Here is a 15831-nt window from a genome sequence, read left to right on the forward strand (position 1 = left end):
CGGTTTATCGATTGTTTTGCCCTGCAGTCTGAGCGCGTTTAGACGCGTCAGGCACCAGACGATAAAAGGTTTCGCCTGGCTTAGTCATACTGAGTTCGTTACGCGCGCGCTCTTCGATAGCCTCTTGCCCGCCATTGAGATCGTCAATTTCGGCAAAAAGCTGATCGTTACGCGCTTTCAGTTTCGCGTTTGTAGCTTGCTGCGCCGCAACATCATCGTTGACGCGACTATAGTCATGTATGCCGTTCTTACCGAACCACAGCGAATACTGTAGCCAGACTAATAAAGCCAGCAACAGCAACGTAAGTTTACCCATCCTGCCCCCTGAAAAACGGCATCAACATCCCATAAACTCCGCTGACAACTTTACATCAACGGACGGGAATGCCGCGACAACGCGGGCAAATGTACCACATTTGCTCGTTGTTACGTATACCCCGTGTAAGGAGAACATAATCTCATTGTTGGTTACGGTTTGAATTATGGCCAGACAGTGAACAACAGCGGCGATCGCGTGAAAGGACGTATGCCTAACCCAGTAGCCACAGAAACAGTGCGCCAAACATTGCGCCAACCACCAGCAGGGTACAGGCAATACTCAGCAGCAATCTCCCCTTCAATAGCGAATGCAGGGCAATACCCGCGACAATCGCCACGGGCAACAACGCGAGGAAAAAGGGCCAGGTATAGAGGAAGAAAAACAGTGTGTTAGGGCCATACATCAGACACGGGAATCCCAGCGCCAGCAACCACGCGACAAAACCGACCACGGCTCCTGGGAGTGACCAGGTAGTTTCGTCGTCGGCAGCGAAGGTATCTGATTCTGTAATAGTAATGTTATGGCTGTTACGCATATCTAATCCTGTGACTGTGACTGACCGGGCATGCAAGCTCGGGTGTCTCAGGATCTGATAATATCTTCCTGCCTCAGCAGGTCTAATAATTGAGGAACCAAATTTGTTACCAATTGTTCACCATCAAGATGAATCTCTGGCGATTCAGGCGCTTCGTAAACCGAGTCAATTCCGGTGAAATTACGCAATTCCCCCGCTCGCGCTTTTTTATACAGCCCTTTTGGATCGCGTGCTTCACACGTTGCTAATGGCGTATCGACAAAAACCTCAATAAAACGCCCTTCGCCCACGCGCTCGCGAACCATTTTTCGCTCGGCGCGATGTGGAGAGATAAACGCAGTCAACACCACCAGGCCGGCGTCTACCATTAGATTAGCCACTTCACCAACCCGACGAATATTCTCCTTGCGATCGGCATCGCTAAACCCAAGATCGCTGCACAGACCGTGACGCACGTTATCGCCATCCAGCAGATAGGTGCTCACCCCCAGCTTATGCAGCGCCTCTTCCAGCGCTCCTGCTACCGTGGATTTACCAGAACCTGACAGCCCGGTAAACCACAGCACAACACCACGATGACCGTGGCGTTGTTCCCGCTGTTGCGGTGTAACAGGATGGGCATGCCAGACGACGTTTTCGTCATGCAGCGCCATTATTTTCCTCCCAGCAGATCGCGCGCACCCCAGTGTGGGAAGTGGCGACGCACCAGTGCATTAAGCTCCAGCTCAAACGCGCTGAACTGAGAAGCTGTGGCAAGCTCCTGGACGATTGGTTCACGCACCAGCCCCGCGCCAACGGTAACGTTAGTCAGGCGATCAATGATAATCAGCCCACCCGTAACCGGATTCTGCTGATAGGTATCCAGCACCAGCGGCTCATCAAAAGTCAGATTAACCAGACCGATGCCATTCAGTGGCAGCGCTTCAACGTCACGTTGGGTCAGGTTGTTTATATCGACCTGATGCTGCACGCTATCTACGCGTGCGCGGGTCTTCTTGCCTGCGACTTTTATGTCGTAGCTCTGCCCGGGCGACAACGGTTGTTCCGCCATCCACACCACATCAACAGCTGCGCTTTGTACTGCCGGCAGCGTTTCACCGGCATCAAGCAGCAGGTCGCCCCGGCTGATATCGATCTCATCTTTCAGCACCAGGGTGATCGCTTCACCCGCATGCGCTTCCTGTAAATCGCCATCAAAGGTTACGATCCGCGCCACGCTCGACTCAACACCGGACGGCAGCACTTTGACGCGCTGCCCGACCTTCACGCTACCGGAGGCCAGCGTTCCGGCATAACCACGGAAATCCAGATTCGGTCGGTTCACATACTGCACCGGGAAGCGCATCGGCTGAGTATCAACAATGCGCTGGATCTCAACGGTTTCCAGCACTTCCAGCAACGTCGGACCGCTGTACCACGGCATACTGGTGCTTTGCGAAGCCACGTTATCGCCTTCCAGCGCAGAGAGCGGCACAAACCGGATATCCAGACTGCCCGGCAGTTGTTCAGCAAAAGTAAGATAGTCTTCGCGAATGCGGTTAAATGTCTCTTCGCTAAAGTCCACCAGATCCATTTTGTTGATCGCCACCACCAGGTGTTTGATCCCAAGCAGCGTGGAGATAAAGCTGTGACGACGAGTCTGATCCAGTACGCCTTTACGCGCATCGATCAATAGGATCGCCAGATCGCAGGTCGACGCACCGGTCGCCATGTTACGGGTGTACTGCTCATGTCCGGGAGTGTCCGCAATAATAAATTTACGCTTCTCGGTAGAGAAATAACGGTACGCCACGTCGATGGTGATGCCCTGCTCGCGCTCGGCCTGCAAGCCGTCAACCAATAACGCCAGATCGAGCTTTTCGCCCTGAGTGCCGTGACGTTTACTGTCATTGTGCAGCGATGAAAGCTGGTCTTCATAAATCTGACGCGTGTCGTGCAGCAGACGGCCAATCAGGGTACTTTTCCCGTCATCCACGCTACCGCAGGTTAAAAAACGCAGCAGACTTTTGTGTTGCTGGGCAACCATCCAGGCTTCAACGCCGCCTTCATTAGCAATTTGTTGTGCAAGTGTCGTGTTCATGGCGGCTCCTTAGAAATACCCCTGACGTTTCTTCAGCTCCATGGAGCCCGCCTGGTCGCGGTCAATCACGCGGCCCTGACGTTCACTGGTGGTTGAGACCAGCATCTCTTCGATAATTTCCGGCAGCGTCTGCGCATTCGACTCCACCGCGCCTGTCAGCGGCCAGCAGCCGAGCGTACGGAAACGCACCATGCGTTTTTTAATCACTTCCCCGGGCTGCAGATCGATTCTGTCGTCATCAATCATCATCAGCATGCCGTCGCGTTCCAGCACCGGACGCTCCGCCGCCAGATACAGCGGCACGATGTCGATATTTTCCAGCCAGATGTACTGCCAGATATCCTGTTCAGTCCAGTTAGAGAGCGGGAATACGCGAATGCTTTCGCCCTTATTAATCTGCCCGTTGTAGTTGTGCCACAGCTCCGGGCGCTGATTTTTCGGGTCCCAGCGATGAAAACGATCGCGGAAAGAGTAAATGCGCTCTTTGGCACGCGATTTCTCTTCGTCACGACGAGCACCGCCAAACGCGGCATCGAAACCGTATTTATTCAGTGCCTGCTTCAGCCCTTCAGTTTTCATAATGTCGGTATGCTTGGCGCTACCGTGGACAAACGGGTTGATGCCCATCGCCACCCCTTCCGGGTTTTTATGCACCAGCAGTTCGCAGCCGTAGGCTTTCGCCATGCGGTCACGAAACTCGTACATTTCGCTGAATTTCCAGCCAGTATCAACGTGCAGCAATGGGAACGGCAGCGTGCCCGGATAAAACGCTTTACGCGCCAGATGCAGCATTACGCTGGAATCTTTGCCGATGGAATACATCATCACCGGATTAGAAAACTCGGCGGCCACCTCACGAATGATATGGATGCTCTCCGCTTCCAGTTGCCGCAGGTGGGTAAGTCGTTTTTGATCCATAACCGTTCCTATGTAATGCCGTTATTTTGCTAACGATGCTCAGATAACCTGACTATAGGGAGGGCTGGAGGGCGAATGAAATTACGAATTGGAATGAGTAGTTCCTCAAAGGAATAACGATCCGGAAAAGCAAATATCAAAAAGTGCTTAAGCTACCGGAATTCGGGCATTTAGGAACAAATGAAATTGTTTTACCTCGATCACGGTTTCATACTAGCGGCTAAAAATTTCTGCTTGGTATTCAGAGCCTATCCCATTAGGCGTACATTGTTGCTGTCAGTTTGGATACGGACAGCGCGGAACAACCGGAGCGTACATGCAGTACGTGAGGATTGTGAGCACTGCCCGTATTCAAAATGACAAATAAAATAGCCAAATGGGATAGGCTCTTAAGGACTCATTATGTTTCTCGCATCGCGCCACCTGACTACCGCCCTGGCGCTCGGCGCGTGCTTCATCCTTCCCGCACAGGCAACATCTTCGCAGCCCGGAGATATCGCAAATACCCAGGCTCGATATATCGCAACGTTTTTCCCTGGCCGCGTGACGGGATCTCCGGCTGAAATGTTGTCTGCTGATTATATACGTCAACAATTTCAGCAGATGGGCTATAGCAGCGATATTCGGACGTTTAATAGCCGTTATGTTTATACCGCCAAAGATAACCGTAAAAACTGGCATAACGTAACGGGAAGCACCGTTATTGCAGCACATGAAGGTAAAGCGCCGCAGCAGATTATTATTATGGCGCACCTCGACACCTACGCCGCACAAAGCGACGCCGATTCCGATGCCAATCTGGGTGGATTAACCCTGCAAGGTATCGATGACAACGCCGCAGGTGTTGGCGTAATGCTGGAACTGGCAGAAAAACTAAAAAACGTGCCGACGCAATACGGTATTCGATTTATCGCCACCAGCGGCGAGGAAGAAGGCAAACTGGGCGCGGAGAACATCCTGAAGCGAATGAGCGCCGCCGAGAAGAAAAACACGCTGCTGGTTATCAACCTCGATAATCTGATCGTCGGCGATAAGCTCTATTTCAATAGCGGTAAGAAAACCCCGGAAGCGGTGCGAAAACTGACGCGCGACCGGGCACTGGCTATCGCGCACAGCCGCGGTATCGTTGCCAGCACCAATCCAGGTCTGAACAAAGACTATCCGAAAGGCACTGGATGTTGTAACGATGCAGAGGTCTTCGACAACGCGGGGATTGCCGTTCTCTCCGTTGAAGCGACCAACTGGAACCTGGGCAAGAAAGATGGCTATCAGCAGCGCGCCAAAAGCGCCTCATTCCCGGCAGGCAACAGCTGGCACGATGTGCGACTGGATAACCAGCAGCATATCGATAAAGCGTTACCGGGCCGGATAGAGCACCGTAGCCGCGACGTGGTACGCATTATGCTGCCACTGGTAAAAGAACTGGCAAAAGCGGGTAAATCCTGAAGAAGGGATCCGGTAGGATGTAAATCTTACCGGCCCCCTTTCCTGTTACCCTTCGTGCAGTCCGCACTCACGCTTCAATCCGAAGAAACGCGTCTCTTCTTCCGCCATACCCGGTTCCCATTTGCGGGTGGTGTGGGTATCGCCTACCGACAGATAGCCCTGATCCCACAACGGATGGTATTTCAAACCGTGTTTTTGCAGATACTGGTAAACCGTACGGTTATCCCAGTCGATGATCGGCAGAACTTTAAACACACCGCGCTGGATAGCCAGCACCGGCAAATGCGCACGACTGCCCGATTGCTCTCGACGCAGACCGGCAAACCAGGTTTGCGCGTTCAGCTCCTGCAGCGCCCGGTTCATCGGCTCGACTTTGTTGATGTCATTGTATTTTTCAATACCTTCAACGCCCTGCTCCCACAGTTTGCCGTAGCGCGCTTCCTGCCAGGCCGCACTTTCCTTCGCCCGGTAGACTTGCAGATTAAGCTTAAGCTTGTCCGTTAACTCATCAATAAACTGATAGGTTTCCGGGAACAGGTAGCCAGTATCGGTGAGGATCACCGGGATATCCGGGCGAATCTGATTTACCAGATGCAGGCTCACTGCCGCCTGGATACCAAAACTTGATGACAGTACATATTCACCAGGCAGGTTTTCCAGCGCCCACGCTACGCGATCCTCGGCGCTCAGTTTTTCCAGCTGGGCGTTGGTTTCGGCCAGCGCTAATACGCGATCCACTTTTGGCAGTTCGTTTAGCTTGTTTAGATCGAGTTGGGACATAAGTTCCTCACTGTATGCCTTGCCTGATGGCGCTTCGCTTATCAGGCCTACGCAGGCTGTAGGCCGGATAAGGCATTTATGCCGCCATCCGGCAATTCAGGTTATTCCCAGAAATCACGCGCTGGATCGAGCACCGGGCGAATAATGCCCGCACGCACCGTAAAGTCGCCGAAGCCTTCACCCGCTTCGCGCTCTTTCGCCCAGCGCCCAATCAGTTCATCCAGCGATGCCAGAATTTCCGGCTCGGTGATGTTCTCTTTAAACATTCGGGGAATACGGGTTCCGATACGGTTGCCCCCTAAATGGAGGTTGTAACGCCCAGGAGCTTTACCCACCAGACCAACTTCCGCCAGCATCGCACGACCACAACCGTTCGGGCAGCCGGTCACACGCATGACAATGTTTTCATCACTCAGGCTGTGCTTCGCCATCAGCGTGTCGATGTTGTCGATAAACGTTGGCAGGAAGCGCTCAGCTTCCGCCATCGCCAGCGGACAGGTCGGGAACGAGACGCAGGCCATCGAGTTTTCACGCTGCGGAGTGACCGCGTTCATTAAGCCACTCTTCTGCGCAATCTTTTCGATCTTCGCCTTTTCACTCTCAGGAACACCGGCAATGATCAGGTTCTGGTTCGCGGTAATGCGGAACTCACCTTTGTGGATCTTCGCGATCTCAAGCAGACCGGTTTTCAGCGGTCGGCCCGGATAATCGAGGATACGGCCGTTTTCAATAAACAACGTCAGGTGCCATTTATTGTCGATCCCTTTCACCCAGCCGATACGATCGCCGCGACCGGTAAACTCGTACGGGCGGATCGGCTCAAATTTGATCCCCGCGCGGCGCTCAACTTCAGCTTTAAAGGTCTCAACGCCTACGCGTTCCAGCGTGTATTTGGTTTTCGCGTTTTTACGATCGGTACGGTTACCCCAGTCACGCTGCGTGGTCACCACCGCCTCAGCCACGGCCAGCGTATGCTCAAGCGGCAGATAACCAAACTCGCTTGCCGTACGGGCATAGGTTTTCTTATTGCCGTGCTCAATCGACAAACCACCGCCCACCAGCAGATTAAAGCCCACCAGCTTGCCGTTTTCCGCAATCGCCACGAAGTTCATGTCGTTGGCGTGCAGATCGATGTCGTTCTGCGGTGGGATCACGACCGTGGTTTTAAACTTACGCGGCAGATAGGTTTGACCGAGGATCGGCTCTTCGTCGGTGGTCGCGACTTTTTCCTGATCCAGCCAGATCTCTGCATAGGCGCGGGTTCGCGGCAGCAGATGTTCGGAGATCTTTTTCGCCCACTCGTAGGCTTCCGCGTGCAGCTCAGATTCATACGGGTTGGAGGTGCACAGCACGTTACGGTTCATGTCGTTGGCGGTCGCCAAAGCGTCAAGCCCGACGGAATGCAGCATCTGGTGTACCGGCTTAACGTTCTTCTTCAGAATGCCGTGAAACTGGAAGGTCTGACGGTTGGTCAGACGAATGCTGCCGTAAATGGTGTTGTCATGGGCGAACTTATCGATCGCCTGCCACTGCTTGGTGGTGATCACCCCCCCCGGCAGACGACAGCGCAGCAGCATCGCGTGACGCGGCTCCAGCTTTTGCTCGGCACGTTCGGCGCGGATATCACGGTCATCCTGCTGGTACATACCGTGAAAACGGATCAGCAGGAAGTTGTCGCCTTTAAACCCGCCGGTCAGGCCGTCGTTTAAATCTTCGGCAATGGTACCGCGCAGATAGTTGCTTTCCAGCTTCATACGCTCAGCGTCGGACAGTTTGCCTTCGACCACCAATGGTCCTGGATGTTTTTCGCTCATTAGTAGACATCTCGCTGATAACGGCGCTCAATGCGCAGCTCACTTAAAAATTCATCCGCCGCTTCGATATCCATACCACCGAATTCGGCAATCACTTCCAACAACGCCTGCTCAACGTCTTTCGCCATGCGATTGGCGTCGCCGCAGACATAAATGTGCGCACCGTCGTTAATCCAGCGCCACAGTTCCGCGCCCTGTTGGCGCAGTTTATCTTGTACGTAGACTTTTTCTTTTTGATCGCGGGACCAGGCGAGATCGATACGGCTCAGTACGCCCTCTTTGACGTAACGCTGCCATTCCACCTGATACAGGAAATCTTCGGTAAAGTGTGGGTTACCAAAAAACAGCCAGTTTTTGCCTTCGGCTCCGTCAGCCGCACGTTGCTGCATGAATGCACGGAACGGCGCAATCCCCGTACCCGGTCCAATCATAATTACCGGCGTCTGCGGGTTCGCCGGCAGACGGAAGTTGTCGTTGTGTTCAATGAACACACGAACTTCACCTTCTTCTTCCACGCGGTCGGCAAGGAAACTGGAAGCACCACCAGCACGGGCGCGACCTTCTATCTCATAACGCACCACACCCACGGTAACGTGCACTTCGCTTTCCACTTCCGCCTGGGAAGAAGCAATGGAGTACAAACGCGGCGTCAGCGGACGCAGAAGATCAACTAACGCCTGAGCATCCAGTTGCGCCGGAGAGAAGCGCACCATATCGACGATGGGCGTGGTTGCGGCGTAATGCTGCAACTGTGCTTTGTCACCCACTAACGGCAGCAAAGTTTCGCTGCGGGTTAAGGTGGCATAGTTTTCTACGATATTGCCGGTGTTAACCGTCAGCTCGAAATGCCACTGCAACGCTTCAGCAAGCGACAGGGTTTTGCCTTCAACCGTGACCGGCTCATCACCTTTCAGCCACAGCAGTTCAACCAGTTCTTTAACCAGAGCCGGGTCATTCTGATACCAGACGCCCAGCGCATCGCCCGGTTGATAACGCAGGCCGGAATCGCCTAAATCAATCTCAATATGGCGCACGTCTTTTTCAGAGTCGCGGCCGGTAATTTTCTGATTCACCGCAAGCGACGCCGTCAGCGGCGCTTCTTTGGTGTATGGGCTGGTGTGTACTTCATTTACTGCACCACTCGCGGCAACTTGCACAGACGGTGCCGCAGGCGCACGCGCTTTCAGGACATCAACGAGGCGAGCACGCCACTGCGCAGCGGCGGCCTGGTATTCGACGTCGGCATCTACACGATCGAGCAGACGTTCACCGCCCAGCTCAGCCAATTTGGTATCGAAGTCTTTTCCTGCCTGGCAGAAAAACTCATAAGAGGTGTCGCCAAGACCAAACACGGCAAAAGCAGTGTTATCAAGCTTTGGCGCTTTTTTCGAGAACAGGAATTTATGCAACGCCACGGCTTCTTCCGCCGGCTCACCTTCCCCTTGCGTTGACGCCACCACGATCAGCAGTTTTTCATTGGCGATTTGTTTGAATTTATAGTCGCCAGCGTTGATGAGAGTGACGTTGAGCTTCGCGGCGATCAGATCATCGCGCAGGGCTTCCGCCACACGGCGCGCATTACCGGTTTGTGAGGCGGAGATAAGCGTAATGCCTGGCATTTCAGCGACAGGCGCAGGCGCCACCGCGTTGCTGCCAGGCTGCTGATTCAGCACGCCCCAAAAATAGCCAGAAACCCACGCAAGCTGTGCGGGAGTGAAATCGGTCGTGGCCGCCTGAAGGCGTGCCAGTTGCTCCGGGTTTAGCGGTAGCAAAGCGGAAGGTGGGGCCTGTGTCGTCATGCGTTGTCATGTTCCAGTAAGCAAAGCGGATTTCAGCAATAAAACCCAAACTGAAGATAAGGTTAACGGCGGGGATAGTAACAACTAAAGAAGGGATGGAAATAACAAATAACCAAATGGACTAACCTGTTTTAGTTATAGTTATTAACTGCAAAACAGATTATATAAGCATTTGATATATAAAAAATTACCAAATATTAACGTCATGAATGAATCGTTCTGATACTCAGCACCCTTTTAAATAATGATAAAATTTCCTCTTTACGGTACCCTACCGCGGTTTTTCGCATTCTTGAGAGTAAATAATGTCCACCACCTTGTTTAAAGATTTCACCTTCGAAGCCGCTCACCACCTGCCGCATGTACCGGAAGGGCATAAGTGTGGCCGCCTGCATGGTCACTCATTTATGGTGCGTCTTGAAATTACCGGTGAAGTCGATCCGCATACCGGTTGGATCATGGATTTTGCTGAGTTAAAAGCCGCGTTTAAGCCGACTTACGACAGACTCGATCACTACTATTTGAACGATATTCCTGGCTTAGAAAATCCAACCAGCGAAGTGCTGGCCAAATGGATTTGGGATCAGGTTAAACCTGTGGTCCCTCTGCTGAGTGCTGTAATGGTGAAAGAGACCTGCACAGCGGGCTGCGTTTATCGCGGCGAGTGATTGTAGGCTTGCCGGATGGCAACGCATCTTCTCCGGCCTGCATTGAGCAATAAACTATGGCCGGGTAAGCGAAACGCCCCCGGCACAGTTATCAGGCAATATTCAGATACTTATGGGTTTGCATCGACAGACGCCAGTTTCGCGCAATACAGGTATCAATGCACAAACGCGTCGCATCCTCTTTCTGGCTGATTGGCTGTAAGGCGATGATTCGCGGTTTATCGTCACTCAACGTCGCCAGCAGTTCATCCAGCGCTTCAATATCGCGGACACGGCCAACCGGATGCTTGATTTCATTCGCGCGCTCCAGTGCCTGTGACAGCACATCATAGCCACCGCGCATATTCACCTTCGGCGATACGGTCACCCAGGTATTCGGCGTACAGCGTACTTCGTGCGTGCCGCTGGTCTCAATCTGGCAGCTAAAGCCGTTCTTTTCCAGCAGGTCAGTCAGCGGCATCAGGTCATGAATGCAGGGCTCACCACCAGTGATCACCACGTGACGGGCGGTATAGCCCTGACGCGAAATGACCGCCAGCAGATCTTCGCTGCTCGCAGCGCCCCATTTATCGCTTTCTTTGGTCTTGGCCAGGATGCTGTACAGGGAGACTTCCCGATCCTCAAGCTTATCCCAGGTGTGTTTGGTATCGCACCAGGCACAGCCAACCGGGCATCCCTGTAAACGAATAAAAATGGCGGGGACGCCGGTAAAGTAACCCTCACCTTGCAGGGTCTGGAACATCTCGTTAATCGGGTACTGCATAGCGCTCTCAATATGGGGATAAACGATAATTATCGCAGATCCCCGCCAAAGTATCATGCCCCATCGATGCTTTACGAGGCGATCGCCGCGACAAAGCGTGCCGTTATCTGCTGCGGGCGCGTGATAGCTCCACCAACCACCACGGTATGAGCGCCTAATGCCAGGCATCGTGCAGCACGTTCAGGGGTATCAACGTTCCCTTCCGCCACAACCGGGACGCTGACCGCAGCCAACACATCACGTAAAAAACCGCAGTCGTTTTCCGCCAGCACATGCCCGGCAGTGTCAGCGGTATACCCGTAGAGCGTGGTGCCCACACAGTCAAAACCCAGGCGCTCGGCGGTCGCCGCTTCGTCTACGGTGGCAATATCCGCCATCAGCAGTACGGACGGATAGCGAGCGCGGATTTGCGTGACCAGTTCTTCCAGCGATTGCCCACCGGGGCGCGGGCGCGCTGTCGCATCCAGAGCAATAATTTCCGGCTCAACGGTCATCAGTTCATCGACTTCCTGTAAAGTGGCCGTGATAAACACATCGCTACCCGGATAATCACGCTTGATAATCCCAATCACCGGCAGGGAGACGCTCTCTTTGATCGCGCGAATGTCCACCACGCTGTTCGCACGAATACCTACCGCACCGCCCTGCGCTGCCGCCAGCGCCATACGTGACATAATAAACGGGCTGTGCAGGGGCTCATTTTCCAGCGCCTGACAGGAGACAATTAATTTACCTTTCAGGGAATCCAGTACAGTTTTCATTACGATAAGATCTCTTCGACTTCGTTTTTAATGATGGTGACATGCGGGCCATAAATCACCTGAACCCCGTTGCCGCGAATAATGACGCCACGGGCTCCGGTCGCTTTCAGCGCCGCTTCATCGACCTTGCTGCTCTCTTTCACCGTCACGCGCAGGCGTGTGGCGCAACAATCCACCTCTTCCAGATTCTCTTTGCCTCCCAGCCCGGCGATCACTGCCGCAGCTCGCTCACTCTGCGGCAGGCCGGATTCAGTCGGCGCTGCGTTTTCACGACCTGGTGTCAACCAGTTAAAGCGGTTAATCAAATAGCGGAAGGTGAAGTAGTAAAGGAAGAACCACGGGATCCCCACCATGGGGACGTACGTCCAGTTGGTTTTAGCTTCCCCCTGTAGCACGCCGAAAAGGAGGAAATCGATAAGCCCACCCGAAAAGGTTTGCCCGATGGTGATATGTAAAATATGCGCCATCATAAACGCCAGACCATCGAAGAAGGCGTGAATGACGTATAACACGGGTGCGACAAACAGGAAGGAGAACTCGATAGGCTCAGTGATACCTGTCAGGAAAGAGGTCAGGGCCGCTGACAACAGCAGACCAGCGACAAGTTTTCTGTTCTCAGGCCTGGCGGTGTGGTACATCGCCAGACATGCGCCAAGCAGGCCAAACATCATGGTGATGAAGCGCCCGGACATAAAGCGCGAGGTGCCCGCATAGAACTGCTGCGTATTCGGATCGGCAAGTTGCGCGAAGAAAATACGCTGAGTACCTTCAACTAACTGGCCGTTGACGATTTCACTTCCGCCAAGCGCTGTCGTCCAAAACGGCAAATAAAAGATATGGTGTAAACCCAGTGGGCCAAGCATACGCAGGATGAAGCCATACAACAGCGTCCCCAGATAGCCTGTCGCATCCACCAGACCACCCAGTCCAAAAATGAGTTTCTGGAAATGCGGCCAAACCACCGTCATGACCGCACCCACGACAATCGCGGCAAGGGAGCTAATAATCGGTACAAAGCGCGAACCGCTGAAGAAACCAAGGAACTGAGGTAATGAGACTTTATTGAAACGGCTATGCAGCGCGCAGGTGACAAGCCCAATCACCACCCCACCGAACACACCCGTTTCCAGTGTCTGAATACCCAGCGTCATCCCCTGGCCTACGGCACCGGGATTCTCGTGCGCCAGCGTTCCGTTGAGCGTCAATAAAGCGTTGATGGTGGCGTTCATCACCAGAAATGCCAGCAATGCCGCAAGCCCGGCGGTGCCTTTATCCGTTTTCGCCAGTCCTACTGCGACACCTACCGCAAAAAGCACCGACAGGTTGGCAAACACAATAGAACCTGCGCTGGTCATGATCGTGAAAATTGCCTGTAACCAGTCAACGTCCAAAAATGGATAAGCAGTCAATGTGTTTGGATTCGACAGCGCGCCGCCAATCCCTAACAACAGCCCCGCAGCAGGCAGTACCGCAATCGGCAGCATGAACGATTTGCCGAACCGCTGTGCCTTTTCGAACCATGCGCCCGATGAAGCGCCGCTAAACATTTGCATCATTTTTTCATCTCTCCGATTAATGATGAAAATTTTTACCATATTTAATATAGATAATGAAAATTATCATCAAAATCCAGGAAGCCGATCATACTTTTTTAAAATGACTGGCATCTCTCCCCTGCTTTCCGCCACACTATCAACAGAGAAACGCATTAAGGATTTTGCATGTCAGAAAATGAAAACCTGCTGCTGAGATTGCGCCAGGGCGTTGACGGATATAGCCGAACACAGCAGAAGCTGGGAGAGTTTGTGCTCAGCGATCCGGCAAAAGTTGTCTACCTGACGATTACCGAACTGGCGCGTGAAAGCGACACCAGCGAGGCGAGCGTCACACGTCTGTGCCGCGCACTTGGGTGTAAGGGTTATAACGAATTCAAAATGGCGCTGGCACTCGATCTCCAGCAAGGACAGCCGGTAGAGCACAGCGGGGATGAAATTGACAATGTGGTCAATGAATCCGTACAAGCGTTGCAGGACACAGCAAAATTACTCGACAGGACATTACTGGAATCCGCCGCTTTGGCACTGCATCAGGCCCAGTCGGTACAGATTTATGGCGTAGCGGCCAGCGCTATTCTGGGGGAGTATTTACATTACAAACTCCTGCGCCTCGGCAAACCTGCACAATTGTTCAGTGACATGCATCGTGCAGCCATGAACGCCACAACGCTTAACAAAGACACGCTGGTGGTAGCGATTTCCAGTTCAGGTTCGACGCGCGATCTACTGCATGTCGTTAAACTGGCGCGTAAGCAAGGCGTGCGCGTACTGGCGTTAAGTAATACGCCGCGCAGCCCGTTGGCTTCGCTAAGCGATATTCAACTGGTCGCAGCCAAACCAGAAGGTCCGTTGAGTGCTGGCGCGCTAAACGCCAAGGTGGGAGTGATGCTGTTGGTAGAACTACTGACTACGTCGCTGATTGCTCTGGATGAAAAGTACAGTGATGTGAGCCAGCAAACCGCCAGCGCAACCCTTCCTCTACTGCTTTAAGGGCATAAAAAAACCCGCCGCAGCGGGTTTTTACGTTAAGAGTTAAAGAACAGGATTACGCCTGACCTTTGATCTCTTTACGACCGTTGTACGGTGCTTGTTCACCCAGAGCTTCTTCGATACGAATCAGCTGGTTGTACTTAGCAACGCGGTCAGAACGGCTCATAGAACCAGTTTTGATCTGGCCTGCAGCGGTACCAACAGCCAGGTCAGCGATGGTAGCGTCTTCAGTTTCGCCAGAACGGTGAGAGATGACAGCGGTGTAGCCAGCGTCTTTCGCCATTTTGATCGCAGCCAGAGTTTCGGTCAGAGAACCGATCTGGTTGAATTTGATCAGGATGGAGTTAACGATGCCTTTTTCGATGCCTTCTTTCAGGATCTTGGTGTTAGTTACGAACAGATCGTCACCAACCAGCTGGATTTTGTCGCCCAGTACTTTAGTCTGGTATGCGAAACCGTCCCAGTCAGACTCGTCCAGACCATCTTCGATGGACACGATCGGGTACTGTTTGGTCAGTTCTTCCAGGAAGTGAGTGAATTCTTCGGAGGTGAATGCTTTGTTGCCTTCGCCAGCCAGAACGTATTTACCGTCTTTGTAGAATTCAGAAGCTGCACAGTCCATCGCCAGGGTGATGTCTTTGCCCAGCTCGTAGCCAGCTGCTTTAACCGCTTCAGCGATTACAGCCAGAGCTTCAGCGTTGGAACCCAGGTTCGGCGCGTAGCCACCTTCGTCACCAACTGCAGTGTTCATACCTTTAGCTTTCAGAACTTTAGCCAGGTTGTGGAACACTTCAGAACCCATACGAACGGCTTCTTTCAGAGTCTTAGCGCCAACCGGCTGAATCATGAATTCCTGGATGTCGACGTTGTTGTCAGCGTGCTCACCACCGTTGATGATGTTCATCATCGGAACCGGCATGGAGTATTTACCCGGAGTACCGTTCAGTTCAGCGATGTGTGCATACAGCGGCAGGCCTTTTGCAGCTGCTGCTGCTTTGGCGTTCGCCAGGGACACAGCCAGGATGGCGTTTGCACCGAAGTTGGATTTGTTTTCAGTACCGTCCAGATCGATCATGATCTTGTCGATGCCAGCCTGATCTTTAGCATCTTTACCCAGCAGAGCCTGAGCAATTGGGCCGTTAACAGCTGCAACAGCTTTCAGTACGCCTTTACCCATGAAACGGGATTTGTCGCCATCGCGCAGTTCCAGTGCTTCGCGGGAACCAGTAGAAGCACCTGACGGAGCTGCTGCCATACCAACGAAACCACCTTCCAGGTGTACTTCGGCTTCAACAGTCGGGTTACCACGGGAGTCGATGATTTCACGACCGATGATTTTAACGATTTTGGACATTAGATTTTCCTCAGTACAAGTTAAACTAAAACTCCAGACAAACAATGC

The 15831-nt window shown here is 53.0% G+C and carries 15 protein-coding genes; 3 read left to right on the top strand and 12 right to left on the bottom strand.

The window, feature by feature from the left end:
* Window positions 1-4: 4 nt before the first annotated feature.
* The 5 genes from ftsB to cysD all read right to left on the bottom strand — a co-directional run bounded on the left by ftsB (window position 5) and on the right by cysD (window position 3852).
* Entirely contained in the window at window positions 5-316 is a 312-nt protein-coding gene (gene ftsB, locus OGY71_RS17515) for a cell division protein FtsB (RefSeq protein ID WP_003034163.1), read from the bottom strand.
* A 214-nt stretch (window positions 317-530) separates the two neighbouring features.
* Window positions 531-854: a DUF3561 family protein gene (locus OGY71_RS17520; RefSeq protein WP_020996298.1), complete on the bottom strand. Its 324-nt coding sequence runs from the start codon at window positions 852-854 to the stop codon at window positions 531-533.
* 47 nt (window positions 855-901) lie between these two features.
* A complete protein-coding gene (gene cysC, locus OGY71_RS17525; RefSeq protein WP_003034157.1) occupies window positions 902-1507 on the bottom strand; it encodes an adenylyl-sulfate kinase in 606 nt (201 codons plus the stop codon).
* Window positions 1507-2934, bottom strand: coding sequence for a sulfate adenylyltransferase subunit CysN (cysN, locus tag OGY71_RS17530; protein WP_003825716.1), 1428 nt, complete (start codon window positions 2932-2934; stop codon window positions 1507-1509). The genes cysC and cysN overlap by 1 nt, the downstream gene beginning before the upstream one ends.
* A 9-nt stretch (window positions 2935-2943) precedes the next feature.
* Window positions 2944-3852 (bottom strand): sulfate adenylyltransferase subunit CysD, encoded by a 909-nt coding sequence (gene cysD / locus OGY71_RS17535; protein WP_286613500.1) that lies wholly within the window; start codon window positions 3850-3852, stop codon window positions 2944-2946.
* 402 nt (window positions 3853-4254) lie between these two features.
* Between cysD and OGY71_RS17540 the strand changes: the two genes are divergently transcribed.
* Window positions 4255-5298, top strand: a complete 1044-nt coding sequence (locus OGY71_RS17540; RefSeq protein ID WP_126317484.1) for an aminopeptidase — start codon at window positions 4255-4257, stop codon at window positions 5296-5298.
* A 45-nt stretch (window positions 5299-5343) separates the two neighbouring features.
* Here OGY71_RS17540 and cysH read toward each other — a convergent pair whose 3' ends face one another.
* From cysH to cysJ, 3 genes are all read right to left on the bottom strand, one after another.
* On the bottom strand, window positions 5344-6078 hold the full coding sequence (gene cysH, locus OGY71_RS17545; protein ID WP_003825712.1) for a phosphoadenosine phosphosulfate reductase: 735 nt from the start codon (window positions 6076-6078) through the stop codon (window positions 5344-5346).
* Between the two features lie 101 nt (window positions 6079-6179).
* Complete coding sequence (cysI, locus tag OGY71_RS17550) at window positions 6180-7892, bottom strand: assimilatory sulfite reductase (NADPH) hemoprotein subunit (RefSeq protein ID WP_003034148.1); 1713 nt, start codon at window positions 7890-7892, stop codon at window positions 6180-6182.
* Complete coding sequence (cysJ, locus tag OGY71_RS17555; RefSeq protein ID WP_148361526.1) at window positions 7892-9691, bottom strand: NADPH-dependent assimilatory sulfite reductase flavoprotein subunit; 1800 nt, start codon at window positions 9689-9691, stop codon at window positions 7892-7894. Before cysJ ends, cysI begins: the two co-directional genes overlap by 1 nt.
* 305 nt (window positions 9692-9996) lie before the next feature.
* Here cysJ and queD point away from each other — a divergent pair, with 305 nt between their 5' ends.
* A complete protein-coding gene (gene queD / locus OGY71_RS17560) occupies window positions 9997-10359 on the top strand; it encodes a 6-carboxytetrahydropterin synthase QueD (protein WP_003825707.1) in 363 nt (120 codons plus the stop codon).
* A gap of 91 nt (window positions 10360-10450) precedes the next feature.
* Here queD and queE read toward each other — a convergent pair whose 3' ends face one another.
* From queE to OGY71_RS17575, 3 genes are all read right to left on the bottom strand, one after another.
* Window positions 10451-11122: a 7-carboxy-7-deazaguanine synthase QueE gene (queE, locus tag OGY71_RS17565; protein ID WP_003034139.1), complete on the bottom strand. Its 672-nt coding sequence runs from the start codon at window positions 11120-11122 to the stop codon at window positions 10451-10453.
* A 71-nt stretch (window positions 11123-11193) separates the two neighbouring features.
* Window positions 11194-11883 carry an N-acetylmannosamine-6-phosphate 2-epimerase gene (locus OGY71_RS17570; protein WP_126317481.1) on the bottom strand — a complete coding sequence of 230 codons (690 nt, stop codon included), beginning with the start codon at window positions 11881-11883 and terminating at the stop codon, window positions 11194-11196.
* On the bottom strand, window positions 11883-13439 hold the full coding sequence (locus tag OGY71_RS17575) for a maltose/glucose-specific PTS transporter subunit IIC (RefSeq protein WP_164562510.1): 1557 nt from the start codon (window positions 13437-13439) through the stop codon (window positions 11883-11885). Before OGY71_RS17575 ends, OGY71_RS17570 begins: the two co-directional genes overlap by 1 nt.
* Window positions 13440-13604: 165 nt before the next feature.
* Here OGY71_RS17575 and OGY71_RS17580 point away from each other — a divergent pair, with 165 nt between their 5' ends.
* Window positions 13605-14429: a MurR/RpiR family transcriptional regulator gene (locus OGY71_RS17580; RefSeq protein WP_063940947.1), complete on the top strand. Its 825-nt coding sequence runs from the start codon at window positions 13605-13607 to the stop codon at window positions 14427-14429.
* Between the two features lie 55 nt (window positions 14430-14484).
* Here OGY71_RS17580 and eno read toward each other — a convergent pair whose 3' ends face one another.
* Window positions 14485-15783: a phosphopyruvate hydratase gene (gene eno, locus OGY71_RS17585; protein WP_003034129.1), complete on the bottom strand. Its 1299-nt coding sequence runs from the start codon at window positions 15781-15783 to the stop codon at window positions 14485-14487.
* Between the last annotated feature and the right edge of the window lie 48 nt (window positions 15784-15831).

The sequence above is a fragment of the Citrobacter sp. Cpo109 genome (genome assembly GCF_030332565.1).
Classification (GTDB): domain Bacteria; phylum Pseudomonadota; class Gammaproteobacteria; order Enterobacterales; family Enterobacteriaceae; genus Citrobacter; species Citrobacter portucalensis.